Source organism: [Flexibacter] sp. ATCC 35208 (assembly GCF_001975825.1).
Lineage (GTDB): Bacteria > Bacteroidota > Bacteroidia > Chitinophagales > Chitinophagaceae > Chitinophaga.
Genome location: NZ_MTKN01000003.1, coordinates 29,629 through 52,062, shown reverse-complemented (window position 1 = coordinate 52,062; position 22,434 = coordinate 29,629). Strand labels below are relative to the sequence as shown.

Annotated in this window: 19 protein-coding genes and 6 tRNA genes; 22 read left to right on the top strand and 3 right to left on the bottom strand. The window is 45.3% G+C overall.

The window, feature by feature from the left end; all coding sequences use genetic code 11:
* Positions 1 to 268: 268 nt before the first annotated feature.
* A complete protein-coding gene (locus BW716_RS03195) occupies positions 269 to 1,267 on the bottom strand; it encodes a nitronate monooxygenase family protein (protein WP_083720903.1) in 999 nt (332 codons plus the stop codon).
* A gap of 17 nt (positions 1,268 to 1,284) precedes the next feature.
* Positions 1,285 to 1,872 carry a riboflavin synthase gene (locus BW716_RS03190; RefSeq protein WP_083720901.1) on the bottom strand — a complete coding sequence of 196 codons (588 nt, stop codon included), beginning with the start codon at positions 1,870 to 1,872 and terminating at the stop codon, positions 1,285 to 1,287.
* Positions 1,873 to 2,000: 128 nt separating this feature from the next.
* Between BW716_RS03190 and rpsU the strand changes: the two genes are divergently transcribed.
* The 17 genes from rpsU to BW716_RS03105 all read left to right on the top strand — a co-directional run bounded on the left by rpsU (position 2,001) and on the right by BW716_RS03105 (position 15,118).
* Positions 2,001 to 2,198 carry a 30S ribosomal protein S21 gene (rpsU, locus tag BW716_RS03185; RefSeq protein WP_083720899.1) on the top strand — a complete coding sequence of 66 codons (198 nt, stop codon included), beginning with the start codon at positions 2,001 to 2,003 and terminating at the stop codon, positions 2,196 to 2,198.
* Between the two features lie 80 nt (positions 2,199 to 2,278).
* Positions 2,279 to 3,223 (top strand): tyrosine-type recombinase/integrase, encoded by a 945-nt coding sequence (locus tag BW716_RS03180; protein ID WP_235643449.1) that lies wholly within the window; start codon positions 2,279 to 2,281, stop codon positions 3,221 to 3,223.
* 290 nt (positions 3,224 to 3,513) lie between these two features.
* Positions 3,514 to 3,813 (top strand): ribosome-associated translation inhibitor RaiA, encoded by a 300-nt coding sequence (gene raiA / locus BW716_RS03175; RefSeq protein WP_083721260.1) that lies wholly within the window; start codon positions 3,514 to 3,516, stop codon positions 3,811 to 3,813.
* A gap of 274 nt (positions 3,814 to 4,087) precedes the next feature.
* A tRNA-Thr gene (locus BW716_RS03170) sits at positions 4,088 to 4,161 on the top strand.
* Between the two features lie 84 nt (positions 4,162 to 4,245).
* Positions 4,246 to 4,327 (top strand) — tRNA-Tyr (locus tag BW716_RS03165).
* Positions 4,328 to 4,450: 123 nt separating this feature from the next.
* A tRNA-Gly gene (locus BW716_RS03160) sits at positions 4,451 to 4,523 on the top strand.
* A gap of 183 nt (positions 4,524 to 4,706) precedes the next feature.
* A tRNA-Thr gene (locus BW716_RS03155) sits at positions 4,707 to 4,778 on the top strand.
* Positions 4,779 to 4,815: 37 nt separating this feature from the next.
* Positions 4,816 to 4,892: transfer RNA gene (locus BW716_RS03150), tRNA-Tyr, on the top strand.
* 69 nt (positions 4,893 to 4,961) lie between these two features.
* Positions 4,962 to 6,149, top strand: coding sequence for an elongation factor Tu (gene tuf, locus BW716_RS03145; protein WP_083720894.1), 1,188 nt, complete (start codon positions 4,962 to 4,964; stop codon positions 6,147 to 6,149).
* A gap of 115 nt (positions 6,150 to 6,264) precedes the next feature.
* A tRNA-Trp gene (locus tag BW716_RS03140) sits at positions 6,265 to 6,335 on the top strand.
* Positions 6,336 to 6,431: 96 nt separating this feature from the next.
* Positions 6,432 to 6,623, top strand: a complete 192-nt coding sequence (secE, locus tag BW716_RS03135; protein WP_083720891.1) for a preprotein translocase subunit SecE — start codon at positions 6,432 to 6,434, stop codon at positions 6,621 to 6,623.
* 2 nt (positions 6,624 to 6,625) lie between these two features.
* Positions 6,626 to 7,216, top strand: a complete 591-nt coding sequence (gene nusG / locus BW716_RS03130; RefSeq protein ID WP_083720888.1) for a transcription termination/antitermination protein NusG — start codon at positions 6,626 to 6,628, stop codon at positions 7,214 to 7,216.
* A gap of 275 nt (positions 7,217 to 7,491) precedes the next feature.
* Positions 7,492 to 8,172, top strand: a complete 681-nt coding sequence (locus BW716_RS03125) for a response regulator transcription factor (RefSeq protein WP_083720885.1) — start codon at positions 7,492 to 7,494, stop codon at positions 8,170 to 8,172.
* Between the two features lie 8 nt (positions 8,173 to 8,180).
* Entirely contained in the window at positions 8,181 to 9,542 is a 1,362-nt protein-coding gene (locus BW716_RS03120; protein WP_083720882.1) for a HAMP domain-containing sensor histidine kinase, read from the top strand.
* A 90-nt stretch (positions 9,543 to 9,632) separates the two neighbouring features.
* Positions 9,633 to 10,913 (top strand): TolC family protein, encoded by a 1,281-nt coding sequence (locus BW716_RS03115; RefSeq protein WP_179090980.1) that lies wholly within the window; start codon positions 9,633 to 9,635, stop codon positions 10,911 to 10,913.
* A 10-nt stretch (positions 10,914 to 10,923) separates the two neighbouring features.
* The gene (locus BW716_RS03110) at positions 10,924 to 12,021 is read left to right on the top strand and encodes an efflux RND transporter periplasmic adaptor subunit (RefSeq protein WP_083720878.1); all 1,098 of its coding nucleotides are present in this window, start codon (positions 10,924 to 10,926) and stop codon (positions 12,019 to 12,021) included.
* A 1-nt stretch (position 12,022) separates the two neighbouring features.
* On the top strand, positions 12,023 to 15,118 hold the full coding sequence (locus tag BW716_RS03105; RefSeq protein ID WP_083720876.1) for an efflux RND transporter permease subunit: 3,096 nt from the start codon (positions 12,023 to 12,025) through the stop codon (positions 15,116 to 15,118).
* Positions 15,119 to 15,133: 15 nt separating this feature from the next.
* Here BW716_RS03105 and BW716_RS03100 read toward each other — a convergent pair whose 3' ends face one another.
* Entirely contained in the window at positions 15,134 to 15,700 is a 567-nt protein-coding gene (locus tag BW716_RS03100; RefSeq protein WP_083720874.1) for a DUF1579 domain-containing protein, read from the bottom strand.
* 374 nt (positions 15,701 to 16,074) lie between these two features.
* Here BW716_RS03100 and rplK point away from each other — a divergent pair, with 374 nt between their 5' ends.
* The 5 genes from rplK to rpoB all read left to right on the top strand — a co-directional run bounded on the left by rplK (position 16,075) and on the right by rpoB (position 22,357).
* On the top strand, positions 16,075 to 16,518 hold the full coding sequence (gene rplK, locus BW716_RS03095) for a 50S ribosomal protein L11 (protein ID WP_072360740.1): 444 nt from the start codon (positions 16,075 to 16,077) through the stop codon (positions 16,516 to 16,518).
* Between the two features lie 46 nt (positions 16,519 to 16,564).
* Complete coding sequence (rplA, locus tag BW716_RS03090) at positions 16,565 to 17,254, top strand: 50S ribosomal protein L1 (protein WP_083720872.1); 690 nt, start codon at positions 16,565 to 16,567, stop codon at positions 17,252 to 17,254.
* 40 nt (positions 17,255 to 17,294) lie between these two features.
* Positions 17,295 to 17,825 (top strand): 50S ribosomal protein L10, encoded by a 531-nt coding sequence (gene rplJ, locus BW716_RS03085; RefSeq protein ID WP_083720870.1) that lies wholly within the window; start codon positions 17,295 to 17,297, stop codon positions 17,823 to 17,825.
* 100 nt (positions 17,826 to 17,925) lie between these two features.
* Complete coding sequence (gene rplL / locus BW716_RS03080; protein ID WP_083720868.1) at positions 17,926 to 18,297, top strand: 50S ribosomal protein L7/L12; 372 nt, start codon at positions 17,926 to 17,928, stop codon at positions 18,295 to 18,297.
* Positions 18,298 to 18,547: 250 nt separating this feature from the next.
* The gene (gene rpoB / locus BW716_RS03075) at positions 18,548 to 22,357 is read left to right on the top strand and encodes a DNA-directed RNA polymerase subunit beta (RefSeq protein ID WP_083720866.1); all 3,810 of its coding nucleotides are present in this window, start codon (positions 18,548 to 18,550) and stop codon (positions 22,355 to 22,357) included.
* Positions 22,358 to 22,434 lie beyond the last annotated feature (77 nt).

The following is a 22,434-nucleotide window of genomic DNA, read 5'->3' as shown; positions in this document are numbered from 1 at the left end:
GGGGAAAGGTATAAAAAATCGTTCCAAATAGGGTGTAGCTATAGTGCTATAAGGGTGCTAAAAGGGCACTAAAAGGGCACTTCATTATCCCCGGGATATTGAGGTGCCCTTTTGGTGACGAATTGGTGTCGAAGAAGCGTCGAACAAACGTCGAAGACTTGTCGAACAAGCATCGAGGAAACATCGAACAAGTGTCGAAGAAGCATCGAACAAGCGACCTGCTCAAGGTGGAGCTGAGGTGGACTTGTGTATGATATTGAATTGATTTTTAGATGGTTGCGCTGATATCCTTTCCAGCGTCCAGGGCAAGCTTTGTTTCCTTCATCAGGTTGTGAACAATTTCTTCAATAGAGCTGATTTCTTTTACGAGTTCTACGCTCTGTCCGGCAGACCATAATTGTTGATAATTCCCGGGTTTTACGGCCTGTTCCAGTTTTTTCATCCCCCTGAGTTGTACGAGCATTTTGAAGTATTTGCGGGTACGGGCGTTGTTATTGAGGAGTTTTTCGAACCAGTTTTGTGTATAACCGATTTTCCGGGCGGTGGGGGTGTTAATGATATTGCAGGGGGTACCGGAGAGGCGTTCAGTAAGTACGATGTCGTCCATGCCGTATTGGAGAATGGCGTTTTTGTATTCGGCGCTCACGGAGGCTTCGTGGCTGGCAATAAACCGGGTACCGATAGATACGCCGTCGGCACCGAGCAGGAGGGCGCTGGCTATCTGGCTGCCATGGGCAATGCCACCAGCGGCAACGAGTATTTTGCCTGGAAAGTGTTCCTGCAGGGAGGGTATCAGTACATGCATAGGGTAGGGTCCTGCATGGCCACCGGCGCCTGCGGTAACGGCGATAAAGCCATCGCAGCCTGCCTGTGCTGCTTTTTCCGCATGGGCAAGATTCGTCACATCACAGAGCACTGTGGCGCCATAGCTGTGGGCGGCGGCAATGACTTCTTTGGGACTACCGAGGGAGGTGATATAGAGGGGGACTTTGGATTCGGCACAGACCTGGAGGTGTTTGGAATAGAGCGGGTTGGTCTTTTGCACGATGAGGTTCACGCCATAGGTGCCTTGTGGCGCCTGGGTGCGGTGAGCGTTCAGTCTGTCGAGCACGTCTTTTAGTTCACCTTCGCGGCGGTAATTGAGGGAGGGGAAGGTACCGGCAATACCGTTGTCCATAGCAGATCTGACCATAGCTTCATTACTTACCAGAAACATGGGGGCCATGATCACCGGGTACCGGATGGCCAGCGTTGAGGTTAATTTCATGCGTGTGTATTTATATGCTAATTGGCTGTTTTCTGCCGTGCGACGTACTTACCCAGGATATCGAATTCCAGGTTGATGATACTGCCGGCATGAACAGCGGATATATTAGTATGTTCGTAGGTATATGGAATGACAGCGATGGTGAATTCAGTGTTGGTAACATTGAAAACAGTCAGGCTGATACCATTGAGGCAGATGGAGCCTTTTTCCACGATAAGACCAGCGAACTGGGCCGGGAAGCGGAAGCGGTATTCCCAGCTACCATTTTGCGGGGTGCAGGAGAGGCATTCGCCGGTGGCGTCTACATGGCCCTGTACGATGTGCCCGTCAATGCGGCCATTGAAGAGCATGGCTCTTTCCAGATTTACTTTCTGACCTGGGGTAAGCAGGCCGATATTGCTTTTCTGGAGGGTTTCGGCAACGGCTACGATCTGGTAGATATCTTTGTCAATGTGGGTAACTGTTAGGCAAACCCCATTGTGGGCGATGCTTTGGTCTACTTTCAATTCGGGCGTGAGGGAGGAGTGGATGGAGATGACCATATTGCTGCCTTCCTTTTTTGTAGCTATAACTTCGCCTAGTGATTCTATTATTCCTGTAAACATGGAACGAAATTATGGAAAAAAGCGGAGGTGAAAGCTGACGAAAGGCACCCATAAAATTCAAACAATAGTTTGTTTTTTTAGAATTAAATGGTTTATCTTTGCCTTCCTGAAAAAAAGAGGTATTTATTATGTTAATTATCGATTCTAAAGATTGCGAAAATATTGACAAGGCGCTCAAGAAGTACAAAAAGAAATTTGAGAAAGCGCGTATACTGTTACAACTGAGAACTCGTCAATCTTTCACAAAACCTTCTGTTAAGCGTCGTACCCAGGTGTTGAAAGCTGTTTACAAACAGCAGTTGGCTACTGGTAAATTTGACGTTTAATATCTAATTACGGATAATTCCAACGCAAAATATGTGATGATTGTAAGGTTTTCAATAACTTTACAATCATCAATTTTTTTGTGTTGAGCGACGTATTACCCCCAGTAGTAAACCGTTTCCTGGCTTATATTCAGCTTGAAAAGCGCTATTCCGCGCACACCTATGCTGCTTACCAGCAGGATCTTATCCAGTTTTTTACTTTTTTGCAATCCCAATATGGCGATGTGTCACTTTCTGACATATCGCATTCTTATGTCCGTACCTGGCTGGTTACTTTAATTGACCAGGGTATGATTGCGAAGACTATAACCCGCAAGGTTTCTTCACTTAAGTCATTTTTCAAATATGCATTGCAGCAGGGGGAAATTACCCAGACCCCTATGACGAAGGTATCGGTGCCTAAATTAGGTAGCCGCGTGCCGCATTTTATTGACGAAAAGGGGATGCAGGCTATTGAAGACAATCGAAGTATGAGGAAGGGGAGGGAGGACAAACCTATCTTTTCGGATGATTTGAAGGGAAAGACCCATAGGATGATATTTGAGTTGTTGTATCATACAGGGATACGGTTGTCGGAGTTGATAGGGTTGCAGGTCAGGCATGTTGATATATCCCGGTTGACGATTAAAGTGCTTGGAAAGGGGAATAAGGAGCGGATTATACCGATTAGCCCGTTATTGGGTCAGCAAATAGGGGAGTATAAGGATCTAAAGAAGAAGGAGCTGGCGGAATTTGATATGGAAGTGTTACTAGTAAATCCGGAATCTGGTCGTAAATTATATCCAAAGTATGTCTATAATGTGGTGCGGCATTATCTCTCTGCCCACCAGATCACCACGATCAGTCAGAAAAGTCCGCATACGCTGCGGCACACGTTTGCAACACATTTAATGAACAATGGGGCGGATCTGAACGCAGTGAAGGAGTTGTTGGGCCATGCAAGCCTGGCTTCGACGCAGGTGTATACGCATAATACTATTGAGAAGTTGAAGGAGGCGTATAAGAAGGCGCATCCGAAGGGGTAGTATAGGTTGAAGACTAGTATTTAAAAAAAGCGAATAAGCCTATCTCACCTCTTTTGCCGCAGGCAAATGCAATTCCCCGATATGGGAATATTGGTTACTTATATATTAACAAAATATTACTAAATGGTTATGATAATAACCACTTAATTCGCTAAATTAGTAATGAGTTCTTTATATGTTGTTTTCATTAGTCGTTACACTCTCATGCCATTAAAAATAATTGATTGACGGCCTATGACGTAATGTTACGAGCATGTACAAGATTGTTAAAACTAAAAAAATTTAGTGCTATGAACGTTCAAATTCAAACTGTGCATTTTGATGCGGATTCCAAATTGATTGATCATGTGAGCAAAAAAGTCGCAAAGCTCAATACTTATTATGACAGGATCATCAGTGTGGAAGTTTTTCTTAAATTGGATGGAATAGCCCATCAAATTAAGGATAAAGTAGCCGAGATAAAAGTGCACATCCCGCGCCAGGACTTATTTGTAAAGCACGAAAGCAAATCCTTCGAAGAATCTTTTGACCTCGCATTTGACTCCGTCGTTAACCAGATTAAGCGTACTAAGGAGAAAAAATTTCAGTAAAACCTTAAAAATATTTTGGAATTAATAATCTGTTTACTACCTTTGCCATCCCGATCGAAAAAAGGGATTGGGCAAAGGTAGTAAAGTTCTTTACTGTAGGGCATTTTAGCCAATACGATCAGGTACGGAAAAAAAGTACTAAGTGCTGAAAAAAAAGATTTTGAGAATAACAAAATACTATTATTTTTGCACCCTCTTAAGACAGCAACTAAGGAGCATACAACGCAACTAAGAAGCACTTAAGAAAAGTACTCAAGATATAAATACTTGGTATGCCAGCATAGCTCAGTTGGCCAGAGCTACTGATTTGTAATCAGTGGGTCGGGGGTTCGAATCCCTCTGCTGGCTCCGGAGGAAATCCGAAGCAAACAAAATAAAGTAAGTCCCGCAACGGATGAAGAGGTTTGTGGAAGTTTTTCAGGAGTAAAGAATGGGCAGGTTCCAGAGCGGCCAAATGGGGCGGACTGTAAATCCGCTGACTACGTCTTCACAGGTTCGAATCCTGTCCTGCCCACAAAGTGCAAATGTTCCGCCTTTGCCCAATAGCAATGGCGGAACAATTTTGTTAAGAGGAGAAGCTGAAGTGTGAGAGCGCCATAGCAATTAAAGAGTTCTTTCTGATATTATTTTAACAAATGCGGGAGTAGCTCAGTTGGTAGAGCGACAGCCTTCCAAGCTGTAGGTCGCGGGTTCGAACCTCGTCTCCCGCTCATAGTTAATTACGAATTTGCTTCGTGATGGCCTTGAGCGGTAAGTTTTGCAGAAGTATTACACTGTATCCGTTCAGGTAAAAAATCTCCAAAGCTTTATGAATATTGTTCTTCGTTCAAACTGGTTTTTTCAGAACCAGCAGGTTTGATGGGCAATAAAAGTTCTTTAAAATTAATTAGTATGCTGTTGTAGCTCAGGGGTAGAGCACTTCCTTGGTAAGGAAGAGGTCGTGAGTTCAATTCTCATCAACAGCTCAAACGGATTCATTCGATAGTCCGGAATCCAACATTTCGTTGTAGCTCAGTGGAAGAGCGGTTTCCGGTAAAATGTGCCGGTAATGGTCATGAGTTCAATTCTCATCAACGGTACAAGTTTGTAAAACCGTTTTAACAAAACACAATCAATACAATCTTTACAAACCATCTAAAAAAAATACAATGGCAAAAGAAACCTTTAAGCGGGATAAACCCCACGTAAACATTGGTACCATCGGCCACGTTGACCACGGTAAAACTACCTTAACTGCTGCCATTACAAATATTTTGGCAAGCAAGGGTCTGGCTGAGAAGAAAGGATATGATGAAATTGATGCCGCACCTGAAGAAAAGGAAAGAGGTATTACCATCAACACTGCACACGTAGAATACCAGACTGCAAGTCGTCACTATGCGCACGTTGACTGTCCAGGTCACGCTGACTATGTGAAGAACATGATCACTGGTGCTGCGCAGATGGACGGTGCTATCCTGGTGGTTGCTGCTACAGATGGTCCAATGCCACAAACTAAAGAACACATCCTGCTCGCTCGTCAGGTAGGTGTACCTCGTATCGTTGTTTTCATGAACAAAGTTGACCTGGTAGACGATCCTGAACTGCTGGAACTGGTAGAACTGGAAATCCGCGAGCTGCTGAGCAAATATAACTACGATGGTGACAACACTCCAATCATCAAGGGTTCTGCTACAGGCGCTCTGGCTGGTGAAGAGAAATGGGTTGCTGCTGTAGAAGAGCTGATGAACTCTGTAGATGAATTCATTCCGCTGCCTCCTCGCCCAGTTGATCTGCCTTTCCTGATGTCTGTAGAAGACGTTTTCTCTATCACAGGTCGTGGTACCGTTGCAACCGGTCGTATTGAACGTGGTCGTATCAAGGTGGGTGAACCAGTTGAAATCGTTGGTCTGATCGAAAAACCTCTTACTTCTACCTGTACAGGTGTTGAAATGTTTAAGAAATTACTCGACGAAGGTGAAGCTGGTGACAACGCTGGTCTGCTGCTGCGTGGTATTGAAAAGAAAGATATCCGTCGTGGTATGGTTATCACTAAACCAGGTACTATCACTCCGCACACCGATTTCAAATGTGAAGTATACGTACTGAGCAAAGAAGAAGGTGGCCGTCACACTCCATTCTTCCAGAAATACCGTCCTCAGTTCTACTTCCGTACTACGGATGTAACTGGTGAGGTTGAACTGCCAGCTGGTGTTGAAATGGTTATGCCAGGTGATAACATCGGTCTCGTGGTTAAGCTGATCGCTCCAATCGCTATGGAAAAAGGTCTGAAATTCGCTATCCGCGAAGGTGGACGTACCGTAGGTGCTGGTCAGGTTACTGAAATCATCAAGTAATCACTTTTTTCAGCATAAAAGCCATTAGCAATTCGCAAATTGCTAGCCGGTTAATCAGATTTTTTAGTAAATTCGATTTCGGTGTGACATAAGCAAACTGCTAATGGCTTTATACACGGGCATAGTTCAATGGTAGAATAGAGGTCTCCAAAACCTTTGATCAGGGTTCGAATCCTTGTGCCCGTGCAGTGTAAAATTGGTGAAAAGTGAAAGGTGAATTGTGAATTTCATTCGCCATTCACTTTTCACCTTTCATGTTTTCAAACGGTTAATTTTAAACCAATGAACAAGCTCAGAAACTATTTCCGGGAATCCTATCATGAACTGGTGCATAAAGTATCCTGGCCTAGCTGGCAGGAACTACAGTCCTCTACAATGGTTGTTCTAATTGCTACCGTGGTAATTACCCTTGTTGTATGGGGAATGGATGCCCTTTCTAACCTGGTGTTAACACAGTATTATAAAATGTTCTAATGATGACAGAAGCATCCAATAACCCTGCAGAAGAAACAAATGTTCCGACCCAGGATACCAAATGGTATGTACTTAGAGTGGTGAGTGGAAAAGAAAAGAAGGTTAAAGAATACCTGGATATTGAGGTGCGCCGTTCCGATTGGGGAAATGTGATCACTCAGATCTTCTTGCCTGTTGAGAAAGTGTATAAAGTACAGGCTGGTAAGAAAGTGATGCGCGAAAAGAACTTTTATCCCGGATATGTGATGATCGAAGCTATAGATGGTAAAATGAGTGACGAAGTCATCCAATCCATCCGCAACGTTTCCGGTGTAATCCACTTCCTTGGTAAAGAAAAGCCGATCGCTCTGCGTAAAGCTGAAGTAAATAAAATGTTAGGTAAGGTCGATGAACTGTCTGATAACGGACTGACCATGAGCGAACCGTTCATCGTTGGAGAAACTATCAAGATTATCGACGGACCATTCAATGACTTTAATGGTGTTATTGAAGAGGTGATCGAAGATAAGAAGAAGTTGAAGGTGACAGTAAAGATCTTTGGTCGAGCTACACCAGTGGAGTTGAACTTTATGCAGGTAGAGAAAATAAGCTAAAGATTTTAGGTTTTTTAATAGGAGCCGTTCCGAAAGGGGCGGCTTTTTTTTGTTTAAAACTGGCCTGCGACAGTAAGGATGATAAGAGGGCTTTTTCTCCTGCCGGGGCAATCCTTTTACCCAGATTTCCCTGCGGTAGCAAAGGATTCGTATTTCAGGCATCAGCCTAAAAAGGAGAAAATTTCCATGTTGCCGCAGGCCATTTAAAGGATCTTTTAATCCTTTTATAATCCGAATTCCCTTTCCCTGCTATTCATAATCGGTACCTTTGCCATGTGAAGATACTACTGATAGAAGATGAGCCCAAAGTCGCCGCTTTCATCAAAAAAGGACTGGAAGAAGACCAACACCAGGTGGAAGTAGCTTACGATGGCGAAATCGGACATAAAGCAATCATGCAGCACGATTACGATGTGATCATCATGGATGTGATGCTCCCCTACATGAACGGCCTGCAGTTGAGCAAAAGCATCCGCGAACAAGGCATCCGTACCCCCGTGCTCATGCTCACCGCCCTCAATACTACCCCCGACATAGTAGATGGCCTCAACGCTGGCGCAGACGACTACCTCGCCAAACCATTTCACTTCAGTGAACTCCTGGCCAGAACAAACGCCCTGCACCGCCGCACCGCCGACTTCAAAGCCGCTACCTCCAGACTCACCTTCATGGACCTCACCCTGGACCTGGACACCAAAACAGCCACCCGGGAAAACAAAGAAATCATCCTCACCGCCAAGGAATACGCTTTGTTAGAACTCTTCATGAATAACTGCAATAAAGTCCTCTCCCGCGCTTACATCGCCCAAACTGTATGGGGACTAGACTTCGACAGCGGTACCAACACGATTGATGTATACATCAACTACCTCCGCAATAAAATTGAAAAAGGATTCTCAGGCGACCGCTTAATACATACCGTAGTCGGCATGGGATATGTGATGAAGATGAAATAAACGGGTTTATGAAGATACGTCACCGACTGGCATTACAGTTTACCGTTCTATCAGGTTGCATCCTGCTGGTCATTTTCGTGCTCGTATACCTCCTGTTGCAAAACTATGTGAATAACACCTTTTTTAACCAGCTGGAAGACCGCGCCCTCATCACCGCACAGGTATTCCTGGAAAAAGATGAACTGGCCAAAAAGAAGTGGAAAGACATCGAAAAGAAATACATACAAACCATCCCCGGCGAAGATGGTATGATCTACGATGAAGAAAACCAGCCTGTATTTATTGAACCGGGTGCTCTCAACATACCACCTGCCATTATCCAGACAGTTCGCTACCATAAAAAATACCGTTTCCATTATAAAGGCCAACCCGCTGTAGGGCTGTATTATTCAGACAACCAGGGGAACTTTGTCATCTTCGTCACCGCCGGCAACGAAGCGGGACAGGCACAATTGATACATAACCTCTGGATCTTAGGCGGCACATTTGCACTCGGTATGCTCATGGTATTCGTAATTGGGCAGTGGTTCTCTTATCGTGCATTGCGCCCCATCAATTTCATTAACAGACAAGTGAAGAATATTCGTGCTTCCAACCTACATGCCCGTGTGAAAAAGAGCCGTAATGAAGATGAAATCGATGAACTGGCCAGTAACTTCAATGACCTGCTGGAACACCTGGAAAAAGCCTTTCACATGCAGCAATCCTTTGTCTCCAATGCATCGCATGAGTTACGTACGCCACTGACAGCGATTATCACCGAACTGGAAGTCATTCTCCAAAAGCAAAGAAATCAGGAAGACTATATAAAAACATTGCGCTCTGTACTGGATGAATCAGCCAAACTGAAAACCATCACCAATGGGCTGCTGGAACTCACACAGGCAGATACAGATACCTATGCAGGCAAAGAACATATCAGAATGGACGAACTGCTGTGGGACCTGCGGGAAGAATGGGCCAGCAAACATCCTGAACAGCTACTCAATATGCAGATGTTACAATTGCCTGAAGATGCTACCAGGCTGGAAATAACAGGTAACAGAGAGTTGCTGGTACTGGCTATCAAAAATATTATCAAGAATGCCTTTAAGTTCTCCGGCAATCAACCTGTGGATTGCACCCTGGATTGCCAGGAAGAACAATTGTTAATCACTATCACGGATAGTGGAATCGGTATATTACCCGAGGATGCAGCACGCATTTTTATGCCACTCTTCAGGGCCAATAATGCACGTATTTATCCCGGCTTTGGCATCGGCTTATCGATGGCACAAAAGATCATCCAGGCACACAATGGACAAATCAGTGTGAGCAGTGAACCCGGCCACGGCAGTACATTTAACGTTTCCTTCACGACTCACCATTAAATCTAATGGGTTTTTAATTTACCTCTAACGGCCCCCTAATAACAGCGTTGCAACTTTACATGCGTTAAAATTTATAAAACGATCATGTATTTGAAACGGGTATTATTCCTCTTCCTATATCTCGCAGTCATATTGCCTGTAGCTGAAGCGCAGACAGATACTGTACGCTATGCACTGCCGGATGCTGAAAAGGTTTTTCTTGAAAATAATCTGTCACTGCTGGCAGGGAAACTGGAAATTCCTATAGCAGAAGCAAAGATCCTGCAGGCCAGAGCATGGCCCAATCCCAACCTGTCCATCGGCGATATCCAGTTCTACACCAATGGTACGACGGCATCTGCGCCCCCGCTATTTGGTAATTTCTGGAGAGACAGAACATTCAGCGCACAGCTGGAACAACTGATTTATACCGCACGCAAGCGAAAGAAAAATATTGACCTGGAATCCCGCAACAAAGACCTCGCGGCCAGCAATTTCATGGACTTGCTGCAATCATTGAAGGCTGACTTCCGGCAAACAGAAGCTTCATTATTATATCTGCAACAGATACAGGGCGATCAGTTATTTCAGTTAGGCGTTGTGAATACTTTATTAAAGGCACAACAGGCCATGCTGAAGCAGGGGAATATTTCACAAACTGAGATGTACCGCATCAAAGCTTTACAGATCTCCCTGCAGTCGGATATCAATGAAACACACGAAGACCTGACGGCACAGCAGGAACACCTGAAAAACTTACTGGCGCTGAACTCAAATGTGTACCTGGTATTGGATGACCCAATAGCTACTTCAGATATGGTCACTGAATTGGAGCAACATCCTTTGCAGGAATTACTTACACAGGCTACACAACACAATGCAGGTATCATGGCTGCACAGCAACAAAAGCAGGTAAGTGTAGCTGCATTGACTGTAGAAAAAGCAAACAGGGTACCTGACCTGAGCCTCAATGTAAACTACGACAGAGCAGGTAATGATCAGCTCAACTTTATGGGCGCCGGCGTCTCTATGGATCTGCCATTTTTCAACAGGAATAAAGGCAATATCAAAGCGGCACAACTGGCAGTACAACAAAGTGATCTGTTAGAGAAAAATAAGATCACAGAAGTGAATAATGCGGTGGTAAAAGAATGGACAGACCTGCACAAAGCGATTGGCCTGTATGAAAGTATTGACACCGACTACCTGGATAAACTCGATACCATGGTAGAAGGCATCAGCCGCAACTTCGTGAGCCGGAATATCAGTCTGCTGGAATTCCTGGATTTCTTCAGCTCTTTTCGCGATAGCAAGCAGCAATACTATGCTGCGATCAGGAACATCAGTATGAAAAAGGCGAAGCTTAATTACTTAACCGGAACGGAGCTATAAACAACGCATTATGTACCGTATATTTTACATAGGACTGGCCATGGTATTAATATCTGCCTGTCACAATTCTACCACTACGACTAACACCACTACGCAGGAGGCAAATACCTGTATTATTTCGCCCAGCCTGAAAAAGCTGATTCAGTTAACGCCGCTGTCAGAAGCTCCTGTACACGGAGAGCTGGAACTGACGGGGAGTGTGAGTTATGATCAGGATCACCTGTATCATTATCAATCACTGGCCAGTGGTGTAGTAAGAGAAGTACGTTTTAACCTCGGTGATTATGTCACCAAAGGACAGGTATTGGCCGAAATAAAAACGACAGAATTGAGTGATCAATCTGCGGGGCTTCACAAAACAGAAGCTGCGCTTGCACTGGCAGAAAGACAATTGAGAGCTACGACCAGTCTGCACGATGATGGCATTGCATCAGACAAAGAATTGCTGGAAGCACAGAATGAAGTGGCCGCAGGTAAACTGGAAATTAACAGGATCAAAGAAACACTCACTATACAGGGTGGCAGTGTGGATAAAGGTGTATTACTGATACATGCGCCTATGAGTGGTTATATCGTGGCGAAGAAAATGACTACCGGCTATCAGGTGAATGCGGGGGATGATGATCTGTTTATCATTTCTGACCTGAAGCGGGTGTGGGTCATGGCAAATGTATATGCGGCACAGTTAGGCATGGTGAAAGCGGGTCAGGAAGTAGAGATCAGTACCACCGCTTATCCGGGAAAAGTGTTTACAGGCAGGATCTCCCGTCTCTCCAACATCTTTGATCCGGAAGAAAAAGTAATGAAAGCAGTGGTAGAAATTGACAACGCCAATCTGGAATTAAAGCCGGATATGATGGTGAGTGTGAATGTACATATGAGCACAAATGAACAGGCGCTGGCAGTGCCACTGGATGCCGTGATCTTTGACGATGATAACTACCATGTGGTGGCGTATCACAGTGACTGCGATGTGCGTGAACTGACCATTAATCCGCTGTCGCACGATAAGCAGTATTATTATGTGAATGAGGATGTACTGCACAAAGGTGATATCATCATCAGTCGCAACCAGTTATTGATCTATAATCAGCTGAAAGGAAGATAGTATGAACAAACTAGTAGAAAAGATCGTTGGCTTTGCACTAAAGAACCATACGCTGGTCCTGTTCTTTACTTTCCTGCTGATAGTAGCTGGTGTAGTCGCCATTAAGAATACATTGATAGAAGCCTATCCGGATGTGACCAATACCCGTGCCCGTATTATTACACAATGGCCGGGCCGGAGTGCGGAAGAGATAGAGAAGTTTGTGACCTTGCCTATTACGAAAGAGATGAGCACCATTCCGGGTAAGACGGATGTGCGTTCTATTTCACTCTTTGGCTTGTCTGTCGTGACGGTGAATTTCGAAGATAATGTAGAAGATTTTTATGCACAGCAATATGCGAGTAACCGCATGCGCAATGTGGATCTGCCTGCTGGTGCAGATGCAGAAATAGAACCCCCATACGGTGCCACAGGAGAGATATTCCGATATGTGATCAGGAGTAAAGACAGACCGATCCGTGACTTGTCTGCCCTGCAGGAATGGGTGATCAGCAGGGAATTGTTGTCAGTACCTGGTGTAGCAGATGTGAATAGTTTTGGAGGGGAAGAAAAGAGTTATGAGATCAGGGTGAATCCTACAGAACTATCGAACTACGGTTTGACGGCATTGGATGTATTTCAGGCGATCGGTAAAAGTAATATCAACGTGGGTGGCGATGTGATTCAGAAGGGGAGTCAGGCATATGTGGTACGTGGTGTGGGATTGCTGGAAAAGACAGCAGATATCGAGAACATCCTTATTACAAACATAAAAGGCACCCCGGTGCTGGTGAAGAATGTGGCGAATGTAGTCGTGACAGGAAAACCGAGATTGGGTAGAGTTGGGTTGAACGGCGATGACGATCTGGTAGAAGGGATTGTGATCATGCTGAGAGGGGAGAACCCCAGTAAGGTAATTGAGAAATTGCGGGAGCGGATTGCAGATCTGAACAATCGTATCCTGCCCAAAGATGTAAAGATAGAACCGTTCCTGGACAGGACGGAGCTGGTAGATAAGACCATTACAACAGTTACACATAACCTTATAGAGGGAATTTTGCTGGTATCCATTGTTGTGTTTGTGTTTCTATATAACTGGCGAACTACAGTGATAGTGGCGTCCGTAATTCCGCTGGCATTTTTGTTTGCCTTGCTGATGTTGCGGATACAGGGGCTGTCGGCCAATCTGATCTCCATAGGTGCAGTAGATTTTGGGTTATTGCTGGAGGGAACGATGGTGATAGTCGAGCATGTATTCGCCAGTATGGACAAGCGTGCCCGTGATATGGGCATGGAGGCATTCAACGCTATGCCGAAGGATGGTTTCATACAGGATAAAGCGAGAAGTGTGGCAAAGTCGATCCTGTTTGCACAAGTGATCCTGATCGTAGCGTTGATGCCTATTTTTACATTTCAGAAAGTGGAAGGAAAGATGTTTTCGCCACTGGCATTTACATTGGGGTATGCATTGTTAGGGTCACTGTTATTGAGTTTGACCTATGTACCAGTGATGTGTAAACTGTTGCTGAACAAGAATGTGGTAGACAGGCACAGTGTGGTGACGGAGTTTTTCAGGAAGATCATATTCAGGTTGTTTCAGTTTGCGACTAAGTACAGGAGGGGAACGATCATTGGTTTCTTTGTACTGCTGGGTGGTTGTATACTGGGATTTGGCAGTATGGGAACGGAGTTTATTCCAAAGCTGAATGAGGGTGCGATCTATATAAGAGCCACCTTGCCAAGTAGTGTGAACCTGGATGAATCGGTGCGATTGACGAAAGAGATGAAAGCACAGCTGCGGAGTTTTGATGAAGTACAGTTTGTGCTTACACAGACGGGCAGACCCAATGATGGTACGGATCCTACTGGTTTTTTCAATATTGAATTTCATGTGCAGTTGAAAGATGAGGGGCAATGGCAGCACCATATAACGAAGGAGCAGTTATTGGAACAGATGGAGGCAAAGTTGCGGGTGTATCCGGGGATTGTGTTTGGGTTTAGTCAGCCGATCATGGATAATGTGGAAGAGTATGTAGCGGGCGTAAAGAGTGCATTAGTCGCGAAGGTATATGGTAATGATCTGTCTTCACTGGAACGGACGGCGGATAGTATTGCTGTGGTGCTCAAAGGTATCAGGGGTATTGAGGATGTGAATGTGTTCAGGAATATTGGTGCACCGGAATTGAGGATTAAGTTGAGTGAGGCGAGGATGGCCAGGTATGGAATCAGCATGGAAGATGCGCAGGCGGTGGTAGAGATGGCGATAGGGGGGAAGTCGGCATCTACATTCTATGAGGGAGAGCGGATGTTTGAGATCAGGGTGCGGTACGATGAGCATTTCAGGCAATCGGAGCAGGAGATCAGGAATATATTGGTGCCGGCGGCGGGAGATGCAAAGGTGCCATTGTCGGAGATCGCAGATATCGGGTTCTTTACGGGACCTGCATTTATCTACAGGCAGGGGAGTAGCCGGTATATAGCGGTAGGTTTTTCAGTGAGGGGTAGAGATCTGGGAGGTACCATAGCAGAAGCGCAGGAGAAGGTAAAGGAGCGGGTGAAATTACCGGAGGCGTATAAGCTGGAATGGGCAGGGGAGTTTGAGAGTCAGCAGCGGGCTACGGGCCGGCTGGCGTATATTGTACCGATATCGTTGTTATTGATCGGGTTCCTGTTGTATATCAATTTCAATAACCTGAAGGATACTTTGTTGTCGTTGATAACGGTGCCGTTTGCCTTTATGGGTGGGTTCTTTTCGTTGTGGATAACGCATACCATATTCGGGATTTCGGCAGGTATTGGATTTATTATATTATTTGGCGTAGGAACGATAGATGGGATCATATTGATATCGGTGATGAAGAGTTACTGGGAGAATGGGATGCCGTTGAAAGAGGCGATAGAAAATGGAGTGAGGGATAGGATCAGACCTGTATTTATGATAGCGGTGATGGGATCGTTGGGATTATTGCCGGCGGCATTGAGTCATGGTATGGGATCGGAGATCCAGAAGCCGTTGGCGATTATGATAGTGGGGGGATTGGTCGTGTGTATGCTATTGAGTCTGATGGTATTACCACAGTTTTTTTACTGGGCGTATAAAAAGAAGGGTGGCGAGTAGCCACTCCTCTTTTTATCATTTCTTTCTGGTCAGGTGAATTTCCATGCTTTTGATATCTTTTCCATCTTTGGTGTAGTACATTTCCACCATGTGGTGGTCGTCGTCCTGGATGGTGAAAATCTCTTTCATGTCGATGTCTTTTCCCTGCATAGGGTCATAGCTTTTGCCGGCGAGGGTAAGTTTGTGGGTGTCATCGTTCCATGTGCCCTGGAGGAGCATGATACCGGTACCCATGTTGTCGACCCATGAATTCTGGAAGATCTTTTTAGCATTATCATATGCGAGGAGGCCATGGCCTTCGAATTCCATGCCATCGATGTTGCCTTTGTGGACAGATTCCTGGTATCGGCCACCGAGGATCATTTTATTTTCGGTGGTGCCGGTAGATTTGGATGGTGGGGCGCCGGGGGCCATCCAGAAGGTCATTTCATAATCCCAGGTACCATCGGAATGCGCGAGCATCTGGTGAACTTTTCCCGGGGTCATGTAATCCATCCAGGCTTTTTGGGCGCCGGACTGATCCTGAGCGAGGATGGTGGTGGCGGCGAGGATTGGGAAGCATAATAACAACAGACATTTCATGATTTGGTGGATTTTAAGTATTAAAAGAACAAGGAAGACGAGGAGAAGGTTGAAGGCGGGGGCAACAATAAATTTATATGAAGAGGATTAGGAATTCCGGTAAATTCCATTAGATTTGTGAGAGAGGGTGCTGGAACTCATATGTTAGCCTTCCCTATTACTTAATTGCCAGCAAAAGTTTTGCAATAGAATTGTAAAATTTTAACCCCAAATAGATGATAATAGCAAAAAGGATGCCCGAAAGCAAATTCTTTTTGTGATTTATTATATTATTATATACCTTTGCATCCCCTTCAAAAGGTATTTTTTTTCTTCCTTTGAGTTTTGGGAGTCTCGGAAGAGACGAGACGTTTTAACCAAATTAAATTTTCAACATGGCAAAAGAGATCGCTACGTACGTGAAATTGCAGGTTAAAGGCGGCGCTGCCAACCCTGCACCTCCAATTGGTCCAGCCTTGGGTTCCAAGGGTGTGAACATTATGGAGTTCTGTAAGCAGTTCAATGCCCGTACCCAGGATAAAGCGGGTAAGGTATTGCCTGTGTTACTGACTGTTTACACAGATAAGTCTTTTGATTTCGTAATTAAGACTCCTCCTGCAGCTGTACAGTTGCTGGAAGCAGCCAAATTGCAGAGTGGTTCCAAAGAGCCAAACCGTAACAAGGTTGGTAAAGTTACCTGGGCTCAGGTAGAAGCTATCGCAACTGATAAGATGGCTGACCTGAACTGTTTCACCAAAGAGAGTGCCATGAAGATGGTAGCTGGTACTGCCCGTTCTATGGGTATTACTGTGGATGGTAACGCTCCATGGAGCAACTAATTGTTTCACCTGTGTATAACGGGTTAACTTTTTAAAACATTTTGCAATGGCAACTAAGAAAAGAAAAGTAGCTGATACAAAAGTGGACAAGAACAAGATCTACTCCCTGAAGGAGGCGTCCACAATTGTAAAAGACATTAACTGCACTAAGTTCGACAGCTCTGTCGATTTACATATCCGTCTGGGCGTTGATCCCAAGAAAGCAGACCAGGCTATCCGTGGTTCCGTAACGCTTCCCCACGGTACTGGTAAAACTAAACGTGTTCTGGTACTTTGCACGCCTGACAAAGAGGCTGCTGCAAAAGAAGCTGGAGCTGATCACGTTGGTTTGGATGAGTATATCCAGAAAATCGAAGCTGGCTGGACTGATATCGATGTAATCGTAGCTACACCAGCTGTGATGCCAAAGATTGGTAAGCTGGGTAAGATCCTGGGTCCCCGTAACCTGATGCCTAACCCTAAGACTGGTACTGTTACTAATGATGTAGCGGCAGCGGTAAACGAGGTGAAAGGTGGTAAGATTACCTTCAAGGTAGACAAGGCTGGTATCATTCATGCTTCTATTGGTCGTGTATCATTTGCTCCTGAAAAGATCGAACAGAACTCTCAGGAACTGATCAACGCTATCATCAGGTTGAAACCAGCTACTGCTAAGGGTACTTACCTGAAAGGTCTGGCTATGGCGAGCACAATGAGCCCAGCCATCACGGTTGACACTAAATCTGTTCAAAACTAACTGATTCGCCGGCTGGCAGATCGACAAACTGAGAAAAGCTATGAACAAAGATCAAAAAAATGAAGTGATTGAACTGCTGAAAAGTAAGTTCGCTCAATATAACAACTTCTACATCACAAACACTGAGTCTCTGACTGTAGCGCAGGTAAACAATTTGCGCAGGGTTTGTTTTGATAAGAACGTGGAAATGAAGGTGGCTAAGAACACCCTCATCAAGAAAGCACTGGAATCACTGGATGCTGAGAAATATGCAGGTGTGTTTGAAGCACTGAATGGTGTAACTGCCCTGATGTTTTCTGATTCTCCAAAAGAACCAGCGCTGATCATTTCTACTTTCCGTAAGGAAAACAAGAAAACAGAAAAGCCTGAGCTGAAAGCTGCATTTGTAGCTGATGAAATCTACACTGGCGATGCTCAACTGGCTAACCTGGTTAAAATCAAGACTAAGAACGAACTCATTGGAGACGTTATCGGTCTGTTGCAATCTCCTGCTAAGCGTGTTATCGCTGCTTTGCTGGAAAAAGGCAAGAAGGAAGAAGCAGGTGAAACTGTTGCTCCAGCGGCTGAATAAGCTGAAAGTGAGTGTAATAAACTCACGACCAATAATTATGGCTTCCAAGTCACAATATAAATCATCAATCTAACTTTCAAATTCTTAAAAACATTATACAATGGCAGACGTTAAAGCATTAGCCGAACAATTAGTAGGTTTAACTGTTAAGGAAGTACAAGAACTGGCAGACGTTCTGAAGAGCGAATACGGTATCGAACCAGCTGCTGCTGCAGTTGTAGTAGCTGCAGGTGGTGGCGAAGCTGCTGCTGCAGAAGAAAAAACTGCCTTCAACGTTATCCTGAAATCTGCAGGTGCTAGCAAACTGAACGTAGTTAAGATCGTTAAGGATCTGACAGGTCTTGGTCTGAAAGAAGCTAAGGAACTGGTAGACGGTGCTCCTAAGGAACTGAAAGCAGGCGTTAGCAAGGCTGAAGCAGAAGACCTGAAAGCTAAGCTGACTGAAGCTGGCGCTGAAGTTGAAATTCAGTAATTCTTTGCTTAAGGATACCTCTTTATAAAGGTCAAAAGTGCTTTTTGGCACTTTTGGCCTTCTTCCCTTTGGGAAAGTGTCTTTTTCGAAGCGTCAAAAAAGGGGAAATCACCGGGTCGGTGGATTTGACAATCAGGAGAAGACAGAAATTTTTGAGGGTAATTGGCAAAGAATCCTTAATTTCCCCGATTCATGTTGTGATCTACACCTCACAATATTACATAAGTTAATATAACTGCTAACTTCGAATATGTCTCTAAAAAAAGCCCAAACAAGTGAAAGAATAAACTTTGGAAAGATCAAACAAGTAACTGAGACACCGGATCTGTTGGCTATCCAAATTCAATCTTTCAAGGATTTCTTCCAGTTAGAAACCACACCAGACAAGCGTAACAATGAAGGCCTTTTTAAAGTATTCAAGGAGAACTTCCCGATCACAGATACCCGCAATATCTTCAATCTGGAGTTTCTGGACTACTTTGTAGACCCTCCGCGTTATACCATAGAGGAATGTATTGAGCGTGGGCTTACCTATTCTGTACCGCTGAAGGCCAAACTGCGCCTGAGCTGTAACGATGAGGAGCACGTAGACTTCCAGACGATTGTGCAGGACGTGTTCCTTGGGAACATACCCTACATGACTCCGAGAGGTACTTTCGTGATCAACGGAGCCGAACGTGTAGTTGTATCTCAGCTGCATCGTTCTCCTGGTGTATTCTTCGGTCAATCTATCCACCCGAACGGTACCAAGATCTACTCTGCAAGGGTGATTCCGTTCAAGGGCGCGTGGATGGAGTTTGCAACTGACATCAACAATGTGATGTATGCATACATCGACCGTAAGAAGAAATTCCCCGTAACTACGCTGTTACGTGCTATCGGGTACGAAACAGATAAAGACATCCTGCAACTGTTCGGGATGGCTGATGAAGTAAAAGCAGACAAGAAGAGCCTTGACAAATACGCTGGCAAGAAACTGGGTGCCCGTGTACTGAGAAGCTGGGTGGAAGATTTCGTAGATGAAGATACCGGTGAGGTAGTGAGCATCGAACGTAACGAAATCGTGCTGGAACGTGATAGCATCCTCGACGAAGCGAACATTGAGACGATCGTTGATATGGGTGTGAAGAGCGTATTTGTGCAGAAAGAAGAGGTGAGCGGCGACTTCTCCATCATCTACAATACTTTAAATAAAGATACATCTAACTCCGAGCTGGAAGCCGTTCAGCACATCTACCGTCAATTGCGCGGTGCTGATGCGCCGGATGATGAAACAGCAAGGGGTATCATTGATAAATTATTCTTCTCTGACAAGCGTTATGACCTCGGTGATGTAGGCCGTTATAAGATCAACAGGAAACTGGGTCTGCCTACTCCACTGGACATGAAGGTGCTGACCAAAGAAGATATTATCGCGATCATCAAGTACCTGGTACAGCTCACTAACAGTAAGGCGGAAATCGATGATATCGATCACCTGTCTAACCGTCGTGTTCGTACAGTAGGTGAGCAGTTATATGCTCAATTCGGTGTTGGTCTGGCTCGTATGGCCCGTACCATCCGCGAAAGAATGAACGTTCGTGATAATGAAGTATTCACTCCGGTAGACCTGATCAACGCGAGGACACTGTCTTCCGTAATCAACTCCTTCTTCGGTACCAGCCAGTTGAGCCAGTTCCTGGATCAAACCAACCCGCTGTCTGAGATCACGCACAAGCGTCGTATCTCCGCACTGGGCCCCGGTGGTCTGAGTCGTGAAAGAGCAGGTTTCGAGGTACGTGACGTACACTATAGCCACTACGGCCGTCTTTGTACTATCGAAACACCGGAAGGTCCGAACATCGGTCTGATCTCTACCCTTTGCGTACACGCTAAGGTGAATGATATGGGCTTTATCGAAACTCCATACCGTAAGGTACAGGATGGTAAAGTTGATATGGATAAAGTGAAATTCCTGAGTGCTGAAGAAGAGGATAGTGTGAAGATCGCTCAGGCAAATGCTCCATTGGATGAAGCAGGTAACTTTATCAATGAAAAGGTGAAATCCCGTGAAACCGGTGACTTCCCTATTCTGGACAGAGGAGAAGTAGAATATATGGACGTGGCTCCGAACCAGATCGTGGGTCTGAGCGCTTCCCTGATTCCGTTCCTCGAGCATGATGATGCCAACCGTGCGTTGATGGGATCAAACATGCAACGTCAGGCAGTACCGCTGATCAATCCACAGGTGCCTATCGTAGGTACTGGTCTGGAAGGAAAAGCAGCCCGCGATTCCCGTCTGCAGATCACTGCTGAAGGTCGTGGTGTGATTGAATTCGTTGATGCCAATGAAATCCATGTTCGTTACGAGCGTGACGAAATGCAGAAACTGGTATCTTTCGAAGATGATCTGAAGATCTACCACCTGACTAAATTCGTTAAAACCAACCAGAGCACCTGTATCAACCTGCGTCCTGCCGTTAAGAAAGGACAGCAGCTGGAATTCGGTGACTTCCTGACTGAGGGTTATGCAACCCGCGGCGGTGAACTGGCCCTGGGTCGTAACATGAAAGTGGCGTTCATGCCATGGAAAGGTTACAACTTTGAGGATGCGATCGTAATCTCTGAGCGTGTAGGCCGTGAAGACCTCTTCACTTCTATACACATCGATGAATATGAGCTGGAAGTACGTGACACCAAGCTGGGTGAAGAAGAACTGACACCAGATATTCCAAACGTAAGTGAGGAAGCAACCAAAGATCTGGATCAGAACGGTATCATCCGTGTAGGTGCACACATTAAGGAAGGCGACATCCTGATCGGTAAGATCACTCCTCGTGGTGAATCTGATCCTTCTCCTGAAGAAAAATTGCTTCGTGCGATCTTCGGTGACAAGGCTTCCGATGCGAAAGATGCTTCCCTGAAGGCACCTCCAAGCACAGAAGGTGTGGTGATCGACAAGAAATTGTTTAGCCGCGCTAAGAAAGATAAGAACTCCAAGACCCGTGAAAAAGCGGCCCTGGAGAAATTAGAAAAAGTACACCAGAAGAACGAAGAAGACCTGCTGGAAGTGCTGATGAGTAAGCTGTTGACACTGCTGAAGGATAAAACCTCTCAGGGTATTACCAACACTTATGGTGAAGTACTGATCTCTAAAGGCTCTAAGTTCTCTTCCAAGAATCTGGCGAACATCGACTTCCAGAACGTGAACCCACTGGGCTGGACAACAGATGAAGTAACCAACGATCAGATCAACACACTGCTGCACAACTATAACATCAAGTACAATGAAGAACTGGGACGTTACAAACGTGAGAAGTTCAACATCAGCATTGGTGATGAGTTGCCAGCCGGCGTACTGAAACTGGCTAAGGTTTACCTGGCTAGCAAACGTAAGCTGAAAGTGGGTGATAAGATGGCGGGTCGTCACGGTAACAAGGGTATCGTTGCCAAGATTGTACGTGATGAAGACATGCCATTCCTGGAAGACGGTACACCAGTAGATATCGTACTGAACCCACTTGGGGTACCTTCCCGTATGAACCTTGGACAGATTTACGAAACTGTACTGGGTTGGGCAGGCCTGAAACTGGGTCTCAGGTTCGCTACGCCAATCTTTGATGGTGCTACTACAGAAGAAATCGCAGATTATATCGATACTGCAGGTCTGCCAAGCTTTGGCCATACTTACCTGTATGATGGCGAAACCGGTGAGCGTTTCCACCAGAAAGCTACCGTGGGTGTTATCTACATGCTTAAGCTGAGCCACATGGTGGATGACAAGATGCACGCCCGTTCTATCGGACCATACTCTCTCATTACTCAGCAACCGTTGGGTGGTAAGGCGCAGTTCGGTGGTCAGCGTTTTGGTGAAATGGAGGTGTGGGCACTTGAAGCATACGGTGCATCCAACATTCTGCAGGAGCTGTTAACCATTAAATCAGATGACATTGTAGGCCGTGCCAAAGCTTATGAGTCAATCGTGAAAGGCGATAACATCCCGAAAGCAGGCGTACCTGAATCATTCAACGTATTGATTCATGAGTTACGTGGTCTGGGTCTGGATCTGAAATTTGAATAGTAGTTTAAGCTATAAATAGCTACAAGCTGCAGGAAGCAGTCCCGAAAAAAGGGGCGGGCGGCCTGTGGCTTGCAGCT

What these genes read in the sequence shown, in the direction of transcription:
- BW716_RS03195 (WP_083720903.1), bottom strand. Translation starts at nt 1,267, where the DNA reads ATGAAATTAACCTCAACGCTGGCCATCCGGTACCCGGTGATCATGGCC.
- BW716_RS03190 (WP_083720901.1), bottom strand. Translation starts at nt 1,872, where the DNA reads ATGTTTACAGGAATAATAGAATCACTAGGCGAAGTTATAGCTACAAAA.
- rpsU (WP_083720899.1), top strand. Translation starts at nt 2,001, where the DNA reads ATGTTAATTATCGATTCTAAAGATTGCGAAAATATTGACAAGGCGCTC.
- raiA (WP_083721260.1), top strand. Translation starts at nt 3,514, where the DNA reads ATGAACGTTCAAATTCAAACTGTGCATTTTGATGCGGATTCCAAATTG.
- tuf (WP_083720894.1), top strand. Translation starts at nt 4,962, where the DNA reads ATGGCAAAAGAAACCTTTAAGCGGGATAAACCCCACGTAAACATTGGT.
- secE (WP_083720891.1), top strand. Translation starts at nt 6,432, where the DNA reads ATGAACAAGCTCAGAAACTATTTCCGGGAATCCTATCATGAACTGGTG.
- nusG (WP_083720888.1), top strand. Translation starts at nt 6,626, where the DNA reads ATGACAGAAGCATCCAATAACCCTGCAGAAGAAACAAATGTTCCGACC.
- BW716_RS03120 (WP_083720882.1), top strand. Translation starts at nt 8,181, where the DNA reads ATGAAGATACGTCACCGACTGGCATTACAGTTTACCGTTCTATCAGGT.
- BW716_RS03110 (WP_083720878.1), top strand. Translation starts at nt 10,924, where the DNA reads ATGTACCGTATATTTTACATAGGACTGGCCATGGTATTAATATCTGCC.
- BW716_RS03105 (WP_083720876.1), top strand. Translation starts at nt 12,023, where the DNA reads ATGAACAAACTAGTAGAAAAGATCGTTGGCTTTGCACTAAAGAACCAT.
- BW716_RS03100 (WP_083720874.1), bottom strand. Translation starts at nt 15,700, where the DNA reads ATGAAATGTCTGTTGTTATTATGCTTCCCAATCCTCGCCGCCACCACC.
- rplK (WP_072360740.1), top strand. Translation starts at nt 16,075, where the DNA reads ATGGCAAAAGAGATCGCTACGTACGTGAAATTGCAGGTTAAAGGCGGC.
- rplA (WP_083720872.1), top strand. Translation starts at nt 16,565, where the DNA reads ATGGCAACTAAGAAAAGAAAAGTAGCTGATACAAAAGTGGACAAGAAC.
- rplJ (WP_083720870.1), top strand. Translation starts at nt 17,295, where the DNA reads ATGAACAAAGATCAAAAAAATGAAGTGATTGAACTGCTGAAAAGTAAG.
- rplL (WP_083720868.1), top strand. Translation starts at nt 17,926, where the DNA reads ATGGCAGACGTTAAAGCATTAGCCGAACAATTAGTAGGTTTAACTGTT.
- rpoB (WP_083720866.1), top strand. Translation starts at nt 18,548, where the DNA reads ATGTCTCTAAAAAAAGCCCAAACAAGTGAAAGAATAAACTTTGGAAAG.